This window comes from Mycobacterium sp. smrl_JER01, assembly GCF_048513595.2.
In the GTDB taxonomy this organism is placed as follows: Bacteria; Actinomycetota; Actinomycetes; order Mycobacteriales; family Mycobacteriaceae; genus Mycobacterium.
The window spans coordinates 2653063-2674534 of record NZ_JBLXXK020000001.1 but is presented as its reverse complement, the minus strand read 5'-3'; the positions used below and the strand labels follow the sequence as shown (position 1 = coordinate 2674534).

Genomic DNA, 21472 nt, shown 5'->3' with positions numbered 1-21472 from the left:
GCGCTAGGAACATTGTGAAGCCGACCACTGGCCGTACCGAATCCCCTGGTCTCGGCATCGACATCGCTGCGGTGATGACGTCGAGTGCGGCCACCGGCGTACTTGGTTTCGTGTTCTGGACAGTGGCCGCCCGCGGCTACGACGCCGCCGAGGTCGGGCGGGCCTCGGCGATCATCTCCTCGGCGACGCTGATCGCCATCCTTGCCAACTTCAGCCTGGGCAGCCTCTACGAACGCTTTCTCCCGCTGGCCGGTGGACACACCCAGCGGGTGGTAAGGCGGGGAATCACCTTTGTCGCCTGCACGGCACTGCTCTTCGGAACGGTGTTCGTCGTGGTGGGTCCGCGAGCGGTGCTCTTCCCGAATTGGCCTGAGGCCGTGCTGTTCCCGGCGTTCGTGGCGGTGCTGGCCATCTACGCGCTGCAGGACCAGATACTGATCGGCCTGAGCCGCGCCCGGATGATCGCGACCAAGAACATCGGGCAGTCGACGGCGAAACTGATCGTGGTCGCGGCGCTGATCCCGGTGGCCACCGGTGCGGCGATCGTGTGGTCGTGGGTGCTGCCCGCGGCGGTGATCACGGCGATCATCGCGTTCGTGGTGATCCGCCGCGAAACCGCCCGGCGCGGCGGTGCCGCGGAGTTGCCACCCCGCCGGGAGCTGTTCGGGTTCTTCGCCAGTTCGTACGCCATCAACGCCGTCGGGGTGACCGTGCCACTACTGGTTCCCCTGATCGTCGTCGCGCAGCTCGGCACCGAGATGAACGCCTACTTCTCGATGTGCTGGCTGGTGGTCAACACGCTGGGTGTGCTCGTCGGCGCGACCGCGGCCCCGTTCATCGCCACCGCATCCACTCCGGGCGCTGACCTTCGTTCCTGCACAATACGTTTCGTGCTGCTGTGCGGTGCGGCGGCCGCGACGGGGTGCGTGGCGTTACTGGTCAGCGCGCCGTGGATACTCGGTATCCTGGGCCCCCACTACGCCGAGCACGGCACCGGCCTGATCCGGATCATGGCGCTGACCCTGCCCTCGGTGGCGCTGATGACCGTGTACACCGCGCTGGCCCGTCTGCAACGCCGGCTGCGTCTGGCCGTCGCCGCGCAGATGCTGCTGGGTGTCCTGGTGGTCGTCGGGGTCACGCTGACCACCGGCCGCTGGGGCATCGAGGCGGTCGGGTACACCTATCTGGCCGCCGAATTGATCAACTCCCTCATCGTGGTGGTACCCACCGTCCTGCTGCTACGCAAGGTCGCCGCCACCCCGCGGGGCCACGCCCTTGATTCGGGCCGACCGAAGATCCCGCGGCCCGATCTCTCGGTGTCGGCCCCTGTCGAATACCGTTCGGTCAGCCAACGATTCGCCGAAGTTGCCGCCGCCAGGCCGAGTCGGGTCGCGCTGCGCACCGAACGCGGATCGATCAGCTACGGCGAGTTGCAGAATGCGTCCGCGCGCTGGACCGCGCGATTGCGCGTTCGCCCCGACCCGCAGGCCGCGGTGGCGCTGGTGGGAGATCTCTGTCCCCGCACCGCGCCGGTGATCCTGGGCAGCTTCGCCTCCGGAGCTCCCCTGGTGCCGCTGGACACCGGCCTGCCCATGGACCGGATGGCACACATCTGCACTGCGCTCGAACAGCGGGGCCGCCGTCTGGACGCGGTCATCACAGACGCCGGACCGGTGCTGAGCGGGCAAGCGCGCCTGCGGGTTCCGGTCTGGGACGTCGATGATGTCCCGGCACCGCCGGCGCCGGCCGGTGCACTGCCGCAGCTGGATCTGCAGACGGTGACCAGCATCCAGTTCACCTCGGGCTCCTCGGGTGAACCCAAGGCCGTGCTGCACGTCAACGGGACCTGGTTGAGCGACTGGATCCTGCATCGGGACCGGTTCGGAATCGTGGAGGACACCCGGGTCGCGCTGTGCATGCCGGTCAGTTTCGCCGCCGGACTCAATGTCCTCATCGGAGCGCTGCTTTCGGGCGCCGAAGTACTTGTGATCGACCCGCGCACCTGTTCGCCCGAGCAGGCAATCGACCGGCTCGGCGATGCGGACATCGTGATGTGCACACCGTCGTTCCTGCAGTCGCTCACCGACGCCGCGGGTGGACGCACCCTGGACCGGGTGGAGCGCATCGTCACCACCGGTGAACCGTTGTACAGCAATGTGATCCGGCGTGCACGCGCACTGGCGCCGCAGGCCGTGCTGACCAACTGGGCCGGCTCCTCGGAGACCCTTGGCATCGCTCACTTCGACATCTGGCCGACCGACCCCATTCCCGTGGGCGTGATTCCCGCGGGGGTGGCCGTGCCGCATAAGGACCTCACCGTCGACTCCGACGGACGGCTGAGCGTGACCTCGCACTATCTGGCCGCCGGGTACCTCGATCCCGACGGAGCCTCCACCACGTTCACCGAGAATCCGGACGGCAGCGCAACGTTTCACACCAACGACCGCGCTCGGGTCGACGACTCCGAGATACTGGTCATCCTCGGACGCATGGACGCTGCGGTCAAGATCCGTGGATACCTCGTCGAACCCGCGGAGGTCGAGGCCGCACTCCTGGAGTGCTCGGGGATCCGGGAAGCCCTGGTCCTGGCCGACACCTCGGCCGAGGCACCGGTCCTGACCGCCTACGTCGCGCCGGCTCCCGGCGTCCGCAGCCCCGCAGTGGCCGACGTCCGTGCGCAGCTGCACACCCGACTGCCCGCCTGGATGGTCCCCACCCACGTGGTGATGCTGGAGACACTGCCCCGCAACGAACGAGGGAAAGTCGACCGGCGGGCCCTGCCGACCCCCGTGCGCGGACCCATCCACGCACCCGCACCCGGTCTGGAGACCGACATCGCCTCAGCCTGGGCCGGTGCGCTCCGGGTCGAAGAGGTGGGCCGGGACGAGAATTTCTATGCCCTCGGCGGCGACTCACTCAACGTCCAGCAGGTGATCGCCGCTGTCGGGCAACGATTCGGGGTGGCGCTGGCCCCGTCTGACTTTGCCGGCGCTCCGACCGTCGCCCAGCTCGCGGCGCTGGTCGCCACCCGCCGAGCCGGTCTGACGGTCAGCGGCGAGGCACGATTGGCGCCGACGACGGTGCTGCTGCGTCCGCCCGCCGGTGACACCCGCGAGATCCTGTTCTGCTTCGCCGGCGCCGGGGCCTCGGCTCTGACCTTCGCGCCGCTGGCCGACCGGGTGGACCGAGGCACAGCGGTGGTGGCTTTCCAGGCGCAGGGGCTGGAAAACCGCGCCTTCCCGGACTGGACGGTGGGACGCGCCGCCCGCCGCCACCTCGACGACCTGCTCACGCTTGCGCCATCGGGTCCGTACACGCTCGTCGGCCACTCTCTGGGTGCCTTCATCGCCGTCGACGTCGCCGCACGGTTGCAGGCCCTGGGCCACCACGTCGAACTGGTCACCATGCTCGACCCGTTCCTGCCGCCGCGGACGGTACGCGCGGCCCGGCGCCGGCTGCCCGGCGTGCGCTCCACCCTGCTCGACCAATCCCCGGCGAACCGGTCCGTGCTCTGGCGGCACCGGCTCTGGCTGCCGCTGGCCGGAATCGTCGACGGCACCATCGAGCAGAAGGTGAACGCGCTGCGGGAGGTGGGCGTCCGGGTGGGTCGCCTGCACCGGCCGCAGCCCTATTCGGGCCGAACCCTGTTGGTGCTGAGCACCTTCAATCTCGATGACGATCGGGTATGGGTCCGGCTGCTCACCGGTGAGCTCACAGTGCAGCGGGTGCACTGCGACCATGATTCGGTGGTGCGTGAGCCGCACATCACCCGGATCGCGGCCATGATCGCCGCGGCCCGCGGTCAGCGCCGACCGGCCGAGCTCAACTCCAGCTCGGCGAGCACGCCATAGTGGTCGGAGCCGGGCAGGTCCACCCGGCTCAGCGACAACGGAACCGGGCCGCGACTGAGAATCTTGTCGATGGCCAGAACTGCCGGGAACCATCGATCGGCGGGATACGTTGCGACGATGCCCTTTCCCAGCTGAACCGCCGCATCGATGAGAGCCGCGCCGTCCCTGCCGCCTTCGCGCAGCAGGTTCCGGTACCGCTCGTGGTCGTAGGTCGAATTGAAGTCGGCGCCGACCAGCAGCGGTCGCTGCTCGGCCGCCAGGTATGCCCCGATGCGATCGAGCTCCAACGCCCACCGCCACGCAGGTTCGGGGTAGGGCGGTAGCGGGTGCAGCGCATAGACCGCGATCGGCCCGGCGCCGGGTACCGCGACCACGGCACGCAGGTTGGCGTGCCGCAGTCCGGGCAGTTCCGCGGTGTCGCCGAGGGGGTATCGAGAATAGATGCCTTCGCCCCCACCGCCCTCGCGCGGGCGCAGGTAGGCAAAAGGCAGCGATTGCGTCATCCCCGCTGCGGCAAGCCGATCGACGGCGTCCGGGGTGAGTTCGGCCACGGTGAGCAGGTCCACCTTGTCGGCGCGCACCGTATCCACCAGGGACTGCGGATCGGCCTGTCCGAGACGGATGTTGGCCTGTAGCAGCCTGATCGTCAGGGCTCCCGCCGATGCCGCCGTGGGCGCCCCGACAAAGATCGGCATCTGAGCGGCAGCACCGACCGCCACGATCAGCAGCGCGACTGCGGCGGCGAGCCGAAACCGCACCGCCACCAGGACGATCGCCGAGACCGCGGCCAACAGTACGAAAAGCGGTGTGAACGACGCGAACAGTGTGACCGTGGTGCTCACCGGACCGAGGAAGTGCGCCGTCACACCGGCCGCTGCGCACAGCGCAGACCCGATCGCCGCGAGCGCGATGAACCTGCGCAGTACGGGAATCGGAGCGCCCGTCACGCCGACAGAGCCGGGCCACCCGCATCGGCGAGTGCCACGACCGAGCGTGCTGTCCGCAACGCGGCACGGGCCCGGACCCCCGCAGGCGCGTTCCACTGAACCGGCGCCTCGACGCTGACCGGGACGGCAGGCAGCGTCTGCAGCAGCGACACCACGTCGATGCACCCCTCGCCGGGGAACAGTCGAGCGTGCCGACCCTGATACCGCAGTTCGTCGATCGAATGCGGCCGCGGCAGCGCCGCGCCGCAGATCTGCACATAACGGATCCAGTCACCGGGTATCGCCCGCAGGTCCTCCGGGGTGGCCTGCCCGCGGTCGTAGTGGATCGCATCGACGAGCAGGCCCGCACCGCCGCCGTCACACCGCTTAATGATCCGCACCGCCTCAGCGAGGTCGCGGACATCCGTCCACGGCATCGGCTCCAGATTCGGCGTCATTCCGAATTCGTCTGCCAAGATGCATAATTCGGCCAGATTGTCGGCAGCTCGGCCGTGGTCGGGATCGTTTCCGGTGACCAGGATCTGCGTGGCCCCGAGATAGGCTCCGGTCTCCAGAAACGCGCCGAAGTGTTCGCGCACCCGGGTGTCGGGACGCAACCGGAGCACCTCGATGTCGAGGACGAACAGCCCGGCATCGTCGAGGCGCTGTCGGGTTTCGCGGATCAGCGGAGTCACCCCAATGGTCGCTCGTAGCGGTTCCTGCTCGGTAGCCCGGATCAGCCGCAGTCCGACTCCGTCGAAACCCGCCTCGGCGGCGCATGTCACGAGCTCGGCGGGGCCCAGCTCCAGCACGGTCAGCGGGGCCAGACAGATGGGCCGTGAAAGCCCGGCCTGCCGCCTCCGGCGGCCCGGCGTCCACCTCACGAGCAGCTCACCGACGTCACGAACCTCACGTGTATTGCCTTTCTTCCCCGGGGGTCTGCTTCATTCTCGGCGAAAACCCGGTCCCACGGTTGGCTACCTCCGTCCACACCCGTACGGGTGCGTACGGTGTGAGCCATGGCCGACGTGGATCCCGTGCTGCGCAAGGTGCTCGAAGCCGTTCCCTTTCAACTCTCGACCGACGGTGGTCCACAGCCGGCCCGCCGCAGATTCGCGGCGCTTCCACGCAGCCCGCTACATCCTGAGGTGTCCGCGCAGGACCGCACCATCGACGGTCCGGGCGGCTCGATCCCGGTGCGCATCTACCATCCCCCGTCCGATGCGACCACCCTGCCGGTGGTCGTCTTCATCCACGGCGGCGGCTGGACGGTGGGCGACCTGGACAGCTACGACGGCCAGGCACGTCTGCACGCCGCCGGTGCGGGCGCCGTCGTCGTGTCGGTCGACTACCGGCTCGCCCCCGAACACCCCTACCCGGCAGCGGTCGACGACGTCTGGGCCGCCACCCGATGGGTCGCCGAGAACGCCGCCGGATTCGGCGCTGATGCGGACCGGATCGCGGTGGCCGGCGACTCTGCGGGCGGGAACCTCGCCGCGGTGGTGGCCCAGTGCGCCCGCGACGCAGGCATCGGGTTGCGGTTCCAGCTGCTGTGGTACCCGTCGACGACCTTCGACACCTCACTGCCGTCCTTCACCGAGAACGCCGACGCCCCGATCCTCGACCTCGCGGCATGTAAGGGGTTCACCCGGTGGTATGTCGGCGACACCGACCTGTCGGTGCCGCCGGTCACGCTGGTCCCCGCGCGCGGCGAGCTCACCGGCCTCCCTGCGACCTACATCGCCGTCGCCGGCCACGACCCGCTGCGCGACGACGGCGTCCGGTACGCCGCGCTGCTCGACGCAGCCGGGGTGGCAGTCCAGCTGCACCACGCGGAGACGCTGGTCCACGGGTATCTCGGGTACGCCGGCATCGTGCCCGCGGCGACCGACGCCGCCGCCCGCGGGTTGGCCGCGCTGCGGTCGGCGCTGTCCTGAACCGCCCGAAGCGGGTCTGCGGCCGCCGCTGCGGCGTTATCGTCGTCCGGGGAGGTACTCATGCCTGACTTCGAAACCGTGATCGTCGGAGCGGGATTCTCCGGGATCGGCGCGGCGGTTGCGCTGGACCGCCACGCCATGCCGGACTACCTCATCGTCGAGGCAGGCGAGGAACCGGGCGGAACGTGGTACTGGAACACCTATCCGGGTATCGCGGTGGACATCCCGTCTTTCTCCTACCAGTTCTCGTTCGAACAGAGCACCGCGTGGTCGCGGTCCTACGCACCGGGACACGAACTGAAGGCCTATGCCGCACACTGCGTCGACAAGTACGGTCTGCGCTCCCGGATACGGTTCGCCACCACCGTCCTGGGCGCTGATTTCGATGAAACACAAGATGTTTGGCGGGTGACCCTGCACACCGCGGACGGGCCGGCGTCGGTGACCGCCCGGTTTCTCGTCAACGCCAGCGGAGTGCTGACGGTCCCGAACCGGCCCGACATCCCGGGGGTCGACTCGTTCGCCGGGGTCACCATCCACACCGCGCGATGGGACCACGGCCAGGATCTGCGCGGTAAGCGCGTGGCGGTCATCGGCACCGGCGCGTCGGCGGTCCAGGTCATCCCCGAGATCGCGCCGATGGTGCAGCGGCTGAGCGTCTTTCAGCGCACGCCGATCTGGTGCTTCCCGAAGTTCGACGTACCGCTGTCACGCACGGCGAGGACGCTGATGCGCCTGCCGTTCGGTAAGACGCTGCAGCGGGCGATCAGTCAGGCGTACGTGGAGCTGACGTTCCCGCTGGCCGCCCAGTACTTCACCGTGAATCCGATGGCCAAACGGATGGACGCCATCGGCCGGTCGTATCTTCGCAAACAGGTCGCCGACCCGGTGACCCGCGACAAACTCACCCCGCGCTACGCGGTCGGCTGTAAACGTCCCGGCTTTCACAACACCTATCTGTCGACCTTCAACCGCGACAACGTCGACCTGGTGACCGAACCCATCGCCACGATCACCGGATCGGGGGTGGCGACTGCCGACGGCGTCCTGCACGAGGTTGACGTGCTGATCCTGGCGACCGGTTTCAAGGTGTTCGCGACCGATGCCGACAGCGATTCGGCGCCGACGTTCCCGGTCACCGGCCCGGGCGGCCGCTCGCTGGCCCGATTCTGGGACGAGCATCGGCTGCAGGCCTACGAGGGTGTCAGCGTGCCCGGCTTCCCCAACTTCTTCACCGTGTTCGGCCCGTACGGTTACGTCGGGTCGTCCTATTTCGCTCTCATCGAGGCACAGACCCGGCACATCGTGCGCTGCCTGGATGCGGCCCGGCGACGCGGCGCCCGCCGGATCGAAGTGCGCCAAGAGGCCAACGACCGCTACTTCGCCGAGATGATGCGCAAGCGGCATCGCCAGATCTTCTGGCAGCACAGCTGCCGGCTGGCCAACAGCTACTACTTCGATCAGCACGGCGATGTGCCGCTGCGGCCGGCCAGCACGCTGGAGGCGTACTGGCGCAGCCGCCGGTTCCCGATCGAGGACTACCAGTTCGTCGCCTAGCGGTCCTCACCCGACCAGCCGCTGCTTCAGACCGCCGACTTGAGATCGTCGACCTTGTTCAACTGCTCCCACGGCAGATCGACGTCGGTACGGCCGAAGTGGCCGTATGCCGCCGTCGGCGCGTAGATCGGACGCAGCAGATCGAGGTCACGGATGATGGCGCCGGGGCGCAGGTCGAACACCTCGCCGATCGCCTTCTCGATCTTCACCGGGTCGACGGTCTCGGACCCGAACGTCTCGACAAACAGGCCCACCGGCGCGGCTTTGCCGATCGCGTACGCCACCTGGACCTCGACCCGCTCGGCCAGGCCCGCGGCGACCACGTTCTTGGCCACCCAGCGCATCGCGTACGCGGCCGAGCGGTCGACCTTGGACGGATCCTTGCCGGAGAATGCACCGCCGCCGTGCCGGGCCCATCCGCCGTAGGTGTCGACGATGATCTTGCGGCCGGTCAGCCCGGCGTCGCCCATCGGTCCGCCGAGCACGAACTTGCCGGTCGGGTTGACCAGGATGCGCGGCGCGGAGGTGTCGAGGGTCTCGTGGCCGAGTTCGGCGAGCACGGTCTCGATGACGTGCGTGGTGATGTCGGGGGTCAGCCGGTCGTCGAGGTCGATCCCGTCGGCGTGCTGGGTGGACAGCACCACGGTGTCCAGGCGCACCGGAGTGGTCCCGTCGTACTGCACGGTGACCTGGGTCTTGCCGTCGGGACGCAGGTAATCGAGGGTGCCGTTCTTGCGCACTTCGGTGAGCTTGCGGGAGAGCCGGTGGGCCAGTGCGATCGGGAGCGGCATCAGCTCAGGGGTGTCGGCGATGGCGTAGCCGAACATCAGGCCCTGATCGCCGGCGCCCTGGGCGTCCAGTGGGTCGCCGGCACCCTCGACGCGCGTCTCGTGCGCGGTGTCGACGCCCTGGGCGATATCGGGCGACTGAGCGCCGATGCCGATGTTGACGCCACAGGTCAACCCGTCGAAGCCCTTGTCGGAGTGGTCGTAGCCGATCTCCAGGATGCGCTCCCGGACGGTGTTGGTGATATCGGCGAAGGCGGACTTGGCGGTCGTGGTGACCTCACCGACGACATGCACCTGGCCGGTCGTCACCAGTGTCTCGACTGCGACGCGGGACTTGGGATCGTCGGCGAGCAACGCGTCGAGCACCGAGTCGCTGATGGCGTCGCAGATCTTGTCGGGGTGCCCTTCGGTCACCGACTCACTGGTAAACAGCCGAGCTTCACTCACGTCCGATTCCTTCCACTCAAGCGAACCTGAGGTAGTTAGTCAGTCAACTTATCCTGCGCGGTCACACCGCTGCGGGCGCCCCTAGCACCCAAGCGTGTCCCCCCGCTGTGCGCAACCCTTATGCGCACAAGGCGGTCGTCAGTCGGGCCTACCCGCCGCCGGAGCGCAGGAAGGACGCGATCGCGTCCACAATACGGCTCGCGATCACCGTCTTCGACCCGTGCTCCAGTGCCGACTCGGCTCCGTCGGCCGACAACAGCCATCCGTCGTTGTGGTCGACCTCGAACGCCCGGTTCTCGCCCACCGCGTTCACGACCAGCAAATCGCAGCCCTTGCGCTTGAGCTTGGCCCGCGCGTGAAACAGCACATCACCGTTCGCGTCGCCGGTCTCGGCGGCGAAACCGACGATGGCCTGCATGTTCGGCAGCTGGCCCTCGCGGCGGGCGCGGACCGCCCCGGCGAGGACGTCGTCATTGCGGATCAACTCGATGGTCGGCTCACCCTCGCCGGCGGGCCCCTTCTTGATCTTGTTGACCGCCGGGTGCGCCGGTCGGAAATCGGCCACCGCCGCGGCCATCACCAATACGTTCGCCTCGGGCGCGTGTTTGGACACCGCGTCCCGCAACTGGGCGGCCGACCCCACATGGGCCATGTGCACGCCGGCCGGATCGATGAGCCCGGCGGTGTTACCCGCAATCAGGGTCACCTCCGCGCCGCGCTGGGCCAGCACCCGAGCCATCGCATAACCCTGCTTGCCGGAACTGCGGTTGCCGATGAAGCGCACCGGGTCGATCGGTTCGCGGGTGCCACCGGCGGTGACGACGACCTTGACGCCGGCCAAGTCATAGGGCAGCGCATCACCGCGCACCAACAGCAGCTGAGCCAGCGTGCTGATCTCTTCGGCCTCGGGCAGCCGGCCGGGGCCGGTGTCGGCCCCGGTGAGCCGTCCGGACGCGGGTTCCATCACCACCGCGCCGCGGCGGCGCAGGGTGGCCACGTTCTCGACGGTGGCGGGGTGCAACCACATCTCGGTGTGCATTGCCGGGGCGTACAGCACGGGACATCGCGCGGTCAGCAGGGTCGCGGTCAGCAGATCGTCGGCACGTCCGACGGTGGCCCGGGCGAGCAGATCGGCGGTCGCGGGGGCGACGACGACCAGGTCGGCGGCTTGGCCGATGCGGACGTGCGGCACTTCGTGGACATCGTCGAACACCCCGGTGTGTACCGGGTTACCCGACAGCGCCTCGAATGTCGCGGCTCCGACGAACCGCAGCGCCGACTCGGTGGGGACGACACGGACGGAGTGCCCGGCTTCGGTCAGCTGACGGACCACCGTGGCCGCCTTGTAGGCGGCGATGCCGCCCGCGACACCGACGATGATCCGCTTGCGGCCCGTCACCGCGGCGCCTGGCTACTCGCCCTCGGTGTGTTCGAGAAGATCGCCGTGGATCTCGCGCATCGCGATCGACAGCGGCTTCTCCTGGAGGCCGGGTTCCACGAGCGGCCCGACGTATTCGAGGATGCCGTCGCCGAGCTGGTTGTAGTAGTCGTTGATCTGGCGCGCACGCTTGGCGGCGTAGATCACCAGCGCGTACTTGCTCGACGCCCGGTCCAGCAACTCGTCGATGGGGGGATTGGTGATGCCCAGCGGCGTGTCATAGGCACTGGCGGCGGACGGATCGGTGTCCAGCCGCGTGTCGGCGTGCGGGGTGCTCACGTAGAGATTCTCCTGCGGTTTCGAAGATGAAGCGTCTGATGGACCCAGGCGGCGATCAGGCCTGGTCGTGCCGTACCGGCGGGTGGGCCACCAGCAAGGATACCAATTCCGAGCAGGCGGATTCCAATTGACCGTTGACGACGACCTCGTCGAAGTCGCCCTGCGCCGCCAGCTCGGTTCTGGCGGTCTGCAACCGGCGGGCCCGCACGTCCGGTGTCTCGGTGCCGCGGCCGACCAGACGGCTCTCCAAAGCCTCCCAGCTGGGCGGCGCCAGGAACACGGTGGTGGCTTCGGGCATCGCCTGCTTGACCGCCCGCGCACCGGCCAGATCGACCTCGATGAGGACCGGGTGGCCGGCCGCCGCGGCCGCCCGCACCGGTGCCGCCGGGGTCCCCGACCGGTGTAGGCCGCCGTGGATCTCCGCCCACTCCAGCAGTGCACCGGCATCGATGAGCTGCTGAAACCGCTCCGCCGTCACGAACGTGTAGTCCACTCCGTCAACCTCGCCCGGACGCGGGGCCCGGGTGGTCACCGAGACGCTGAAGTACAGGTCCGGGATGCGCTCGCGCAGGCACCGCACGACGGTGGACTTCCCGACGGCAGACGGGCCGGACAACACCAGGATCGCTCCCCTGGACGTGTTGTCCGGCCCTCCGCCTTCGCTCACTGACCTCCCTTTACGAGAAGTCGAACTTTTCCAGCAGGGCCTTGCGCTGACGATCCCCCAGGCCGCGCAACCGGCGCGTCGGGGCGATCTCGAGTTCGGTCATGATTTCCTGCGCCTTGACCTTGCCCACCTTCGGCAACGCTTCCAGCAGCGCAGAGACCTTCATCTTGCCCAAGACCTCGTCGGTCTCGGCGTCCTTGAGCACCTGCTTGAGGTTGGTGCCGCCGCGCTTGAGCCGATCTTTGAGCTCGGCTCGCGCTCGACGAGCGGCAGCAGCCTTCTCCAACGCTGCCGCGCGCTGTTCGTCGGTCAACTGGGGAAGGGCCACGGGATCCTCCGTCTCTCACCATCAACTGATTTGTCTCGGCCGGTCGTGGCGGAACCACAACCAACCAGCGTGGACGACCGTACCCACGCAGGCTGACGAAAGCTAACCCCACCCCCCGGGGTGTCGCGTCAAAAGCCCAGCGTGTAGCGGGCTGGGGGGCGCCGGTGTGCGGGTCCGCGCCGGTCGCTCCATCACTCCGGGCGCGCGCGCTGAGCGGCAAACCGCCTGCATATCGGGGGTATCGACGATGGATGTGCGTTTGCCAGCGGAATGTCGGTCCCGCGGACGCAGAGCGCGGTGCACGTCACGGTGCGACGACCTGAGAATTTTCCCTGGTCATCGCGTGCCGGGCGTGTCGCGACGCGGTCCGATCCGGGAAACGAACGATCGGGTGACCCACTCCGCGAGCCGGCGCCGGCCGCGCTATCGACCGAGGTGGGCGACCGCATCGCGCAGTCGCGCGGCCGCCGCCCGCAGCGCCGGCACCTCCGGCCCGGCGCGCAGCACTTCCCGCGACACCGCGGGCAGCAGCTGCCCCGGAACGGCGCCCCCCAGGCCCGCCAGCGCCTCCGGACGACCACCCTGGGCGCCCACCCCCGGCACCAGCACCGGACCGTCGAGGGCGCTGACATCGGGTGGTTGGGTCAGCGTCGCACCCACCACGACACCGACCGAGCCGGATCCCCCGGCGCGGTTGGCCTCGGCGGCCGCGTCGACGATCGACTGGGCGACGGTGCGCCCACCCGCGTCGGCACGCTGCACCCCCGCGCCCTCGGGATTGGACGTGGCCGCCAGCACGAAGACACCGCGATCGTGCCGGCGTGCGACCTCCAGTAGCGGCTGCAGCGAGCCGAACCCCAGGTATGGAGACGCCGTCACCGCATCAGCCGCCAACGGCGACTCGCCGGCCCATGCGGCCGCGTAGGCCGCCATGGTCGAACCGATGTCGCCCCGTTTGGCGTCGGCAAGCACGAGCACCCCCTCGGCGCGCAGCGCGGCGATGGTGTTCTCCAGCACCGCGAAGCCCGCCGATCCGTACGCCTCGAAGAACGCCACCTGCGGCTTGACCACCGCGAAACCCTCGAACGCCGTGACGCAGATGTCGCTGAAGCCGGCGAGGCCGGCCGCGTCGTTGCTCAGACCCCACGCGCGCAGCAGCTCCGGATGTGGATCGATGCCCAGGCACAGCGGGCCGCGCCGCGCCATGGCGTCAGCCAGGCGGTCCCCGAACCCGCCCACGCTCACGACCCCAGCATGCTGTGCAGTTCCTGCAGCGACATCACACCGATGTCCCCACGAAGACCGGCCTCGATGCCCTGCACGGCCGCCGAGGCCCCTTGCACCGTCGTCACACACGGAATGTTCATCGACACCGCCGCCGAACGGATCTCATAGCCGTCGATGCGCGGCCCGGAGTTGCCGTAGGGGGTGTTGATCACCATGTCGACCTGCCCGGCTCTGATCGCGTCGACCGCGGACATCGGCGGCAGCCCTTCGCTGGCCTCCTGAAAGTGCTTGCGGACCTCATCGCACGGGATACCGTTGCGGCGCAACATCTCCGCAGTACCCTCGGTGGCCAGAATATGGAAACCGAGATCGGCGAGGCGCTTGACCGGGAACACCAGCGAACGCTTGTCACGGTTGGCGACCGACACGAACACGGTGCCCTGGGCGGGCAGCGAGCCGTAGGCGGCGGTCTGGCTCTTGGCGAATGCGCTGCCGAAATCGTGGGCGATGCCCATCACCTCGCCGGTGGACTTCATCTCCGGGCCCAGCAGCGAATCGATCTGGGAGCCGTCGGCTTTGCGGAATCGGTGGAACGGCAGCACGGCCTCCTTGACCGCGACCGGGGCGTTGCGCGGGGTGGTGGCGCCGTCACCGGTGCGCGCGAGCACACCTTCATCCCGGAGTGCGGCGATGGTGGCGCCCAGCATGATCCGGGCGCACGCCTTGGCCAGCGGTACCGCAGTCGCCTTGGACACGAACGGGACGGTGCGGCTGGCACGCGGGTTGGCCTCCAGCACGTAGAGGACGTCGTCCTTGAGCGCGTACTGCACATTGAGCAGGCCCACCACGCCGATCCCGAAGGCGATCGCCTCGGTGGCCCGGCGGACCGCTTCGATGTCGCTGCGTCCCAGCGTCACCGGGGGCAGTGCACACGCCGAGTCGCCGGAGTGGATGCCGGCTTCTTCGATGTGCTCCATGACCCCGCCGATGTACACCTCGGTTCCGTCGCAGAGCGCGTCCACGTCGATCTCGATCGCGTCTTCGAGGAAGCGGTCGACGAGCACGGGATGTTCCGGGGAGAGCTGGGTGGCTCGGGTGATGTAACCCTCCAGGGTCTCCTCGTCGTAGACGATCTCCATGCCGCGGCCGCCCAGGACGTAGGACGGCCGCACCAACACCGGGTATCCGATGTCGGCGGCGATGCGGCGGGCCTGGTCGAAGCTGGTGGCCATCCCGAAGCGCGGCGCGGGCAGACCGGCCCGGCGCAGCACCTCGCCGAATTCGCCGCGGTCCTCGGCGAGATCGATGGCCTCCGGCGGCGTGCCCACGATCGGGACGCCGGCCTGTTCCAGGCGCTCGGCGAGTCCGAGCGGGGTCTGGCCGCCGAGTTGCACGATCACTCCGACCACGCCCGGACCCTGCCCATCGGCACCCACACCGGATCTCTGCTCGGCGTAGTAGATCTCCAGCACGTCCTCGAACGTCAGCGGTTCGAAATACAGTCGGTCGGCGGTGTCGTAGTCGGTGGACACCGTCTCGGGGTTGCAGTTGATCATCACCGTCTCGAACCCGGCCTGGCTCAACGTGGTCGCGGCATGCACACAGCTGTAGTCGAACTCGATGCCCTGCCCGATCCGGTTGGGGCCCGACCCGAGGATGAGCACCTTGGCCCGTTCGGTCTGGGGCGCGACCTCGGTTTCGGCGGCCGGGTCCAGCTCGTAGCTGCTGTAGTGGTAGGGCGTCCTGGCCTCGAATTCGGCCGCGCAGGTGTCGACGGTCTTGAAGACGGGATGGATTCCGAGGCGTTGCCGCAGCGCTCGCACTCCCATCTCACCGGCCAGTTCCGGACGCAGCGCGGCGATCTGGCGGTCGGAGAGTCCGTGGTGCTTGCTGCGGCGCAGCAGCTCGGCTTCCAGGACGGGGGCATCGATGAGTTCGGCGCGCAGCTGCACCAGCCCGCCGATCTGGTCGACGAACCAGGGATCGACACCGGAGGCCTCGGCGACCTGCTCGACGGTGGCTCCGAGCCGCAGCGCGTACTCGATGTCGTAGAGCCGGCCGTCGGTCGGGGTGCGCAGCCGCGACAGCACGGCGTCGACATCGCCGTCGGGGTCGGCGGCGGTCCAGAACCCGGTGCGGGTGGTCTCCAGTGACCGCATCACCTTGCCGAGCGCCTCGATGAAGTTGCGGCCCAACGACATCGCCTCGCCCACCGACTTCATGGTGGTGGTCAACGTGCCGTCGGCGCCCGGGAACTTCTCGAACGCGAACCGCGGCGCCTTGACCACCACGTAGTCCAACGTCGGCTCGAAGCAGGCGGGCGTCTCCTTGGTGATGTCGTTGACGATCTCGTCGAGGGTGTAGCCGATCGCGAGCTTGGCCGCGATCTTGGCGATCGGGAATCCGGTGGCCTTCGACGCCAGCGCCGACGACCGCGACACCCGGGGATTCATCTCGATGACGATCAGACGTCCGTCTTTCGGGTTCACCGCGAACTGGATGTTGCAGCCACCGGTGTCGACGCCGACCTCGCGCAGGATCTCGATACCCAGGGTGCGCATCGTCTGGTACTCACGATCGGTGAGCGTCATCGCCGGCGCGACGGTGACCGAATCGCCAGTGTGCACACCCATCGGGTCGAAGTTCTCGATCGAGCACACCACGACCACGTTGTCGTGTCCGTCGCGCATCAGCTCGAGTTCGTATTCCTTCCATCCGTAGATGGACTCCTCGATCAGCACGTTCGCAGAAGGAGACGCGGCCAGGCCCTCCCCTGCCATCCGGTCCACATCCTCGGCCGAGTACGCCATCCCCGAGCCCAGTCCGCCCATGGTGAAGCTGGGCCGCACCACCACCGGCAGACCCAGCTCGGCGACCGTGTCGCGCACCTCGTCCATCGTGAAACACACCCGGCTGCGGGCGGATTCACCGCCGACCTTGGTGACGATGTCCTTGAACTTCTGCCGGTCCTCGCCCCGCTGGATCGCCTCGAAGTTGGCGCCGATGAGCTCGACGTCGTAGCGCTCCAGCGCTCCGTTCTCGTAGAGCTTGACCGCGGTGTTGAGTGCGGTCTGGCCACCGAGGGTGGGGAGCAGCGCGTCGATCTTGTTGCCGCGCTCGGCCTGCTGGGCGATGACCTTCTCGACGAAGTCGGCGGTGATCGGCTCCACGTAGGTGTGGTCGGCGTACTCCGGGTCGGTCATGATCGTCGCCGGGTTGGAGTTGATCAGGGTGACCTGCAGACCTTCGGCGCGCAGCACGCGGCAGGCCTGGGTGCCGGAGTAGTCGAACTCGGCAGCCTGGCCGATCAGGATCGGGCCGGACCCGATCACCAGGACGTGGTTGAGGTCTGGACGACGTGGCATCGCTACTTCTCTCCCTCTGCGCGAGCGTGCGTGTCTGCACACGACACGCCGCGAGAATTCCTACAAACGCGCACGCTCGCGCGCGACGACAGAGCGTTCCCTGTCATTTGTCCTGCCCTGCCATCGACTCGATGAACTGGTCGAACAGATAACCCGCATCACGCGGACCGGCCGCCGCCTCTGGGTGGTACTGCACCGAGAACGCGCGCCCGTTTCTCAGCCGAACCCCTTCGACGGTGCCGTCGTTGGCGCAGGTATGACTGATCACGGCGGCGCCGAAAGGTGTGTCGAACGTCTGCCCGGCCTCGCCTTCGAGCGCAAACCCGTGGTTCTGGGCGGTGATCGCGACGCGGCCCGTGGCGTGATCGATGACCGGGATGTTGATACCCCGGTGACCGAACACCATCTTGTAGGTGGACAGGCCCAGGGCCCGCCCCAGGATCTGGTTGCCGAAGCAGATCCCGAAAAGCGGGATCCCGGCGTCGAGAACCTCACGGGTGACAGCCACGATGTGGTCGGCGGTCGCCGGGTCACCCGGCCCGTTGGACAGGAAGACTCCGTCCGGTTTGAGGTCGGCGATCTGCTCGAAGGTGGCCGAGGACGGCAGCACCACGCTGCGCACGCCTCGTGCGGCAAAGTTGCGCGGGGTGTTGGTCTTGATCCCCAGGTCCATCGCGGCAACGGTGAAGCGTTGTGGGCCTTCGGATTCCACGATGTAAGCACCGTCGGTGCTCACCTCGCCGGCCAGGTCCGCGCCGAGCATGGCGTCCTGTCCACCTACCCGCGACACCAACTCTTCGGCGGAGGCGTCGGCTGCCGAACCACTGAACACACCGGCCTTCATCGACCCGCGGCTGCGCAGGTGGCGCACCACGGCGCGGGTGTCGATACCGGCGATGCCGACGACTCCCTGACGCCGCAGCTCGTCGTCGAGGGTTCCGGTGGCGCGCCAGTTCGAGGCGCGCGGCGACGGATCGCGGACCGCGTATCCGGCGACCCAGATCTTGTCACCGCGGCTCTCACTGTCCTCGTGATTCCAGCCCGTGTTCCCGATCTGGGGCGCGGTCGCGACGACGATCTGGCGGTGGTAGCTCGGATCGGTGAGGGTCTCCTGATAGCCCGACATTCCGGTGGAGAAGACCGCCTCGCCGAGTGTCTCACCGACGGCTCCGAAGGCGGTACCGGTGAAGATGCGGCCGTCCTCGAGGACCAGTAGGGCCTTGGTGGTGGTCATGCGGCCTCCTCGGGGAACCATTGTGCGTAGTCATGCCGGTTGTCGGCGCGGAACCCGGTGTCAATCTCGGTTCCGGACGGCAGTCGCCAGCGGATCGCCAGGATGCCCTCGTGGGTGAGGGCCTTGCCGGCCAGGTTCTTCTCTGCCCGGATCTCGGTGATGGTGTCGTCGGGAATCCAGATCGGCCCGGCGCCGGTGCGCTGCAACATGATTCCTTCGGGGTAGCGGGTGAGGACGGCTTTGGCCCGGAACCCGAGGTCGCCGGCGGCGACCCGGTCGTTCCAATGCGGCGCCAGTGTGCTGCCGACATAGAGCCCTTTGGTTGCCGGGACCAGCGCGGGGCCCACGGTGTCCGGAAGCGGGGGCAGGGTGCCGATGATCTGCGCCTGGCGTTCCACTCGGCGGCGCCAGCCCCGCATCATGGCCCCGATCAGCACCGCGATCAGCAGGGCCAGCACCGCCGCCATCACCAGGGAGGCCACCAGTGTCGGGGTGTTCACGCTCGGGCCTTCCCGTCGCGGGCGGTGATCGTTCCGCGCAGCAGGGTCGTGGTGACCACCGCGGGCAACTCCATGTCCTGGAAGGGTGTGTTGTCCGACCTGCTGGCCAGTTCCGGACCTTTGACCGTCCAGCGCGACGCCGGATCGACGACGGTGAGGTTGGCCGGTTCGCCGACCTCCAGCGGCCTGCCCTGATCGGGCAACCCCACGATGCGGGCGGGGGCCTCACTCATCACCCGCGCCACGTCACGCCAGGTGAGCAGGCCCGGATCGACCATCGTCTCCACCACCACCGACAGCGCGGTCTGCAGGCCGAGCATGCCGGGACGCGCGTTGGCGAACTCACAGCACTTCTCATGAGCCCCGTGCGGTGCATGATCGGTGGCGACGCAGTCGATCACACCGTCGGCCAGGGCACGGCGCAGCGCCAGCGCGTCGTCGGCCTCACGCAGCGGCGGGTTGACCCGGTTGACACCGTCGTAGCTGTCCAGCCGTGAGTCATCCAACAGCAGGTGGTGCGGGGTGACTTCGGCGGTGATCGAGATGCCCTGCTGCTTGGCCCATTTGAGCAGCTCGACGGTTCCGGCTGTTGATGCGTGGCAGATGTGCACCCGGGCGCCGGCGTCGCGGGCCAGCAGCGCGTCACGGGCGACGATCGACTCCTCGGCCGCCCTCGGCCACCCGGCCAGTCCCAACCGCGCGGCGTTGGGGCCCTCGTGGGCAACCGCACCTACGGTCAGTCGGGGCTCCTCGGCGTGCTGGGCGATGAGCACCCCCAGTCCGGAGGCGTACTCCAGTGCCCGCCGCATCACCAGCGGATCGTCCACACAGACGCCGTCGTCGGAGAACATCCGCACCTGCCCGGCGCCGGCGGCCATCAAACCCATCTCGGTGAGCTGCTTGCCCTCAAGTCCGACGGTGACCGCGCCGACCGGATGCACGTCGACCAGGCCGACCTGTTGACCGCGGTGCCACACGTGGTCGGTGACCACCACCGAATCGGCGACCGGGTCGGTGTTGGCCATCGCGAACACCGCGGTGTATCCGCCCAGAGCTGCTGCAGCCGAGCCGGTTTCGATGTCCTCGGCGTATTCCCGGCCGGGCTCGCGAAGGTGGGTGTGCAGGTCCACGAAACCGGGCAGCAGGATCCGGTCGGTGCAGTCGAGGACCTCGTCGGCCTGCAGTCCGGTGCTGATCTCGGCGATCTGCCCGTCGCGAATCAGCACGTCCACCGGGTCACCCTCGCCGTAGAGACGGACCCCTTTGAGCACCAGTGTCATGCGCTGACCGCCTCTCCCCCGTGAACGGGCGGCGCCCCCAGCTCGGACCCGACGAGCAGGTGGAACAGCACCGCCATCCGGACGTGAACACCGTTGGAAACCTGTTGCAGTACTGCCGATTGCGGCGAGTCGGCGACCGAGTACGCGATTTCCATACCGCGCAGCATCGGACCGGGGTGCAACACCACGGCGTGTTCGGCGAGGCGTGACTGCCTCGTCTCGGACAGTCCGTACCGCACCGAGTACTCCCGTGAAGACGGGAAGAAACCACCGTTCATCCGTTCGGCCTGCACCCGCAGCATGAGCACCGCGTCGGCCAGCGGCAGCTCGGCGTCGAGATCATGGGAGATGGTGACCGGCCATTGCGAGACGCCTACCGGCAACAGAGTGGGCGGGGCCACCAGCACGACTTCCGCACCGAGGGTATGCAGCAGGGCCACATTGGACCGCGCGACGCGGCTGTGCAGCACGTCGCCGACGATGACGACTCGCCGGCCCTCGACCGCACCCAACCGTTGCCGGATGGTCAGCGCGTCCAGCAGCGCCTGGGTCGGGTGCTCGTGGGTGCCGTCGCCGGCATTGATGACCGACGGGCCCCCATGTTCGTCGCGCGTCCACGCGGCGAGCTGCTGGGCGGCACCGGAAGCGGGGTGGCGGATGATCAGCGCGTCGGCTCCGGCGGCGCGCAGCGTCAGCGCGGTGTCGCGGAGCGACTCCCCTTTGACCACCGAGGATCCCGACGAGCTGACGTTGATCACATCGGCGCTCATCCACTTCCCGGCGACTTCGAACGACACCCGGGTCCGGGTCGAGTTCTCGTAGAACATCGTGATGATCGTGCGGCCCCGCAGCGTCGGGAGTTTCTTGACCTCGCGACCCACCAGCGCCTCGGCGAACCGGTCGGCGTTGTCGAGGATCGCGGTGGCGTCGTCACGGCTGAGGTCGGCGGCGGTCAATAGATGCTTCACCTGGGGGGCCCTCCGTACGGTGCGATGGAGATCACGTCCGCCCCGTCGTTCTCGGTCAATCTGACCTTGACGTTCTCGCTGCGCGACGTCGGTACGTTCTTGCCGACGTAATCGGCTCGGATCGGCAGTTCCCGGTGGCCACGGTCGACGAGCACGGCGAGCTGAACGACCTTCGGACGACCGATGTCCCGCAGCGCATCGAGTGCCGACCGCACGGAGCGTCCGGTGTAGAGGACGTCGTCGACGAGGACGACGAGCGCACCGTCGATGCCGCCCTCGGGGATCGAGGTTTCCGCCAGGGCCCGGGGCGGTTTGCTCATCAGATCGTCGCGGTAGAGCGTGGTGTCGAGCGCGCCGGTGGCGACCTCGGTACCGCTGAACTCGGCGATGTTGCGGGCCAGGCGGGCGGCGAGAGTCACGCCCCGGGTCGGGATGCCCAGGAGGATGACGCGCGGCGCGTCCGGACCGTCGAGTGCGGTCTTCTCGATGATCTGATGCGCGATACGGGCGATGGTGCGGCTGACGTCCGCTGAGGACATCAGCTCCCGGTCGGGACCGGTCTGGTCGGGCGCGCCCACGAGTGAGCCGGACCTCCTTCTCCGCCTCACGGGACGGGTCGTTAAAGGATGTCGGAAACTTCCGCGGAGCTTAGCAGGTCGGCCGCCGGGTAGCCTCAGCCC

General features: G+C 68.5%; 17 protein-coding genes. 3 read left to right on the top strand and 14 right to left on the bottom strand.

Annotated elements, in window-relative coordinates; genetic code table 11:
• Window positions 1-14: 14 nt before the first annotated feature.
• On the top strand, window positions 15-3851 hold the full coding sequence (locus ACNUDN_RS12685; protein ID WP_419122272.1) for a lipopolysaccharide biosynthesis protein: 3837 nt from the start codon (window positions 15-17) through the stop codon (window positions 3849-3851).
• Here ACNUDN_RS12685 and ACNUDN_RS12680 read toward each other — a convergent pair.
• On the bottom strand, window positions 3803-4798 hold the full coding sequence (locus ACNUDN_RS12680; protein ID WP_419122271.1) for an endonuclease/exonuclease/phosphatase family protein: 996 nt from the start codon (window positions 4796-4798) through the stop codon (window positions 3803-3805). The two genes, ACNUDN_RS12685 and ACNUDN_RS12680, sit on opposite strands and share 49 nt — an antisense overlap.
• Window positions 4795-5661 (bottom strand): sugar phosphate isomerase/epimerase family protein, encoded by an 867-nt coding sequence (locus ACNUDN_RS12675; RefSeq protein ID WP_419122270.1) that lies wholly within the window; start codon window positions 5659-5661, stop codon window positions 4795-4797. Before ACNUDN_RS12675 ends, ACNUDN_RS12680 begins: the two co-directional genes overlap by 4 nt.
• Before the next feature lie 135 nt (window positions 5662-5796).
• Here ACNUDN_RS12675 and ACNUDN_RS12670 point away from each other — a divergent pair, with 135 nt between their 5' ends.
• Window positions 5797-6714 (top strand): alpha/beta hydrolase, encoded by a 918-nt coding sequence (locus ACNUDN_RS12670; protein WP_419122269.1) that lies wholly within the window; start codon window positions 5797-5799, stop codon window positions 6712-6714.
• 60 nt (window positions 6715-6774) lie between these two features.
• Window positions 6775-8271: a flavin-containing monooxygenase gene (locus ACNUDN_RS12665; RefSeq protein ID WP_419122268.1), complete on the top strand. Its 1497-nt coding sequence runs from the start codon at window positions 6775-6777 to the stop codon at window positions 8269-8271.
• Window positions 8272-8297: 26 nt separating this feature from the next.
• Here the strand turns inward: ACNUDN_RS12665 and metK are convergent, their stop codons facing one another.
• The 12 genes from metK to pyrR form a co-directional block, all read right to left on the bottom strand.
• Window positions 8298-9506 carry a methionine adenosyltransferase gene (metK, locus tag ACNUDN_RS12660; protein WP_419122267.1) on the bottom strand — a complete coding sequence of 403 codons (1209 nt, stop codon included), beginning with the start codon at window positions 9504-9506 and terminating at the stop codon, window positions 8298-8300.
• Between the two features lie 148 nt (window positions 9507-9654).
• Window positions 9655-10905 (bottom strand): bifunctional phosphopantothenoylcysteine decarboxylase/phosphopantothenate--cysteine ligase CoaBC, encoded by a 1251-nt coding sequence (coaBC, locus tag ACNUDN_RS12655; RefSeq protein ID WP_419122266.1) that lies wholly within the window; start codon window positions 10903-10905, stop codon window positions 9655-9657.
• Window positions 10906-10917: 12 nt separating this feature from the next.
• The gene (gene rpoZ, locus ACNUDN_RS12650) at window positions 10918-11223 is read right to left on the bottom strand and encodes a DNA-directed RNA polymerase subunit omega (RefSeq protein ID WP_419122265.1); all 306 of its coding nucleotides are present in this window, start codon (window positions 11221-11223) and stop codon (window positions 10918-10920) included.
• A gap of 55 nt (window positions 11224-11278) precedes the next feature.
• Window positions 11279-11890 carry a guanylate kinase gene (gmk, locus tag ACNUDN_RS12645; RefSeq protein ID WP_419122264.1) on the bottom strand — a complete coding sequence of 204 codons (612 nt, stop codon included), beginning with the start codon at window positions 11888-11890 and terminating at the stop codon, window positions 11279-11281.
• Between the two features lie 10 nt (window positions 11891-11900).
• Entirely contained in the window at window positions 11901-12218 is a 318-nt protein-coding gene (gene mihF / locus ACNUDN_RS12640) for an integration host factor, actinobacterial type (protein WP_003932123.1), read from the bottom strand.
• 423 nt (window positions 12219-12641) lie between these two features.
• Window positions 12642-13457, bottom strand: a complete 816-nt coding sequence (gene pyrF / locus ACNUDN_RS12635) for an orotidine-5'-phosphate decarboxylase (RefSeq protein ID WP_419125135.1) — start codon at window positions 13455-13457, stop codon at window positions 12642-12644.
• A gap of 2 nt (window positions 13458-13459) precedes the next feature.
• Window positions 13460-16810 carry a carbamoyl-phosphate synthase large subunit gene (gene carB, locus ACNUDN_RS12630; RefSeq protein ID WP_419122262.1) on the bottom strand — a complete coding sequence of 1117 codons (3351 nt, stop codon included), beginning with the start codon at window positions 16808-16810 and terminating at the stop codon, window positions 13460-13462.
• A 103-nt stretch (window positions 16811-16913) separates the two neighbouring features.
• Window positions 16914-18044 carry a glutamine-hydrolyzing carbamoyl-phosphate synthase small subunit gene (carA, locus tag ACNUDN_RS12625; protein WP_419122261.1) on the bottom strand — a complete coding sequence of 377 codons (1131 nt, stop codon included), beginning with the start codon at window positions 18042-18044 and terminating at the stop codon, window positions 16914-16916.
• On the bottom strand, window positions 18041-18544 hold the full coding sequence (locus tag ACNUDN_RS12620; RefSeq protein WP_419122260.1) for a PH-like domain-containing protein: 504 nt from the start codon (window positions 18542-18544) through the stop codon (window positions 18041-18043). The genes carA and ACNUDN_RS12620 overlap by 4 nt, the downstream gene beginning before the upstream one ends.
• The gene (locus ACNUDN_RS12615; RefSeq protein ID WP_419122259.1) at window positions 18541-19824 is read right to left on the bottom strand and encodes a dihydroorotase; all 1284 of its coding nucleotides are present in this window, start codon (window positions 19822-19824) and stop codon (window positions 18541-18543) included. The genes ACNUDN_RS12620 and ACNUDN_RS12615 overlap by 4 nt, the downstream gene beginning before the upstream one ends.
• Window positions 19821-20792: an aspartate carbamoyltransferase catalytic subunit gene (locus tag ACNUDN_RS12610; protein WP_419122258.1), complete on the bottom strand. Its 972-nt coding sequence runs from the start codon at window positions 20790-20792 to the stop codon at window positions 19821-19823. Before ACNUDN_RS12610 ends, ACNUDN_RS12615 begins: the two co-directional genes overlap by 4 nt.
• Window positions 20789-21370 carry a bifunctional pyr operon transcriptional regulator/uracil phosphoribosyltransferase PyrR gene (gene pyrR, locus ACNUDN_RS12605; protein WP_419122257.1) on the bottom strand — a complete coding sequence of 194 codons (582 nt, stop codon included), beginning with the start codon at window positions 21368-21370 and terminating at the stop codon, window positions 20789-20791. Before pyrR ends, ACNUDN_RS12610 begins: the two co-directional genes overlap by 4 nt.
• Between the last annotated feature and the right edge of the window lie 102 nt (window positions 21371-21472).

Excerpts from the sequence above, each read along its gene's own strand:
- ACNUDN_RS12615 (WP_419122259.1), bottom strand. The coding sequence starts at position 19,824 with ATGACACTGGTGCTCAAAGGGGTCCGTCTCTACGGCGAGGGTGACCCG.
- carB (WP_419122262.1), bottom strand. The coding sequence starts at position 16,810 with ATGCCACGTCGTCCAGACCTCAACCACGTCCTGGTGATCGGGTCCGGC.
- ACNUDN_RS12670 (WP_419122269.1), top strand. The coding sequence starts at position 5,797 with ATGGCCGACGTGGATCCCGTGCTGCGCAAGGTGCTCGAAGCCGTTCCC.
- ACNUDN_RS12665 (WP_419122268.1), top strand. The coding sequence starts at position 6,775 with ATGCCTGACTTCGAAACCGTGATCGTCGGAGCGGGATTCTCCGGGATC.
- carA (WP_419122261.1), bottom strand. The coding sequence starts at position 18,044 with ATGACCACCACCAAGGCCCTACTGGTCCTCGAGGACGGCCGCATCTTC.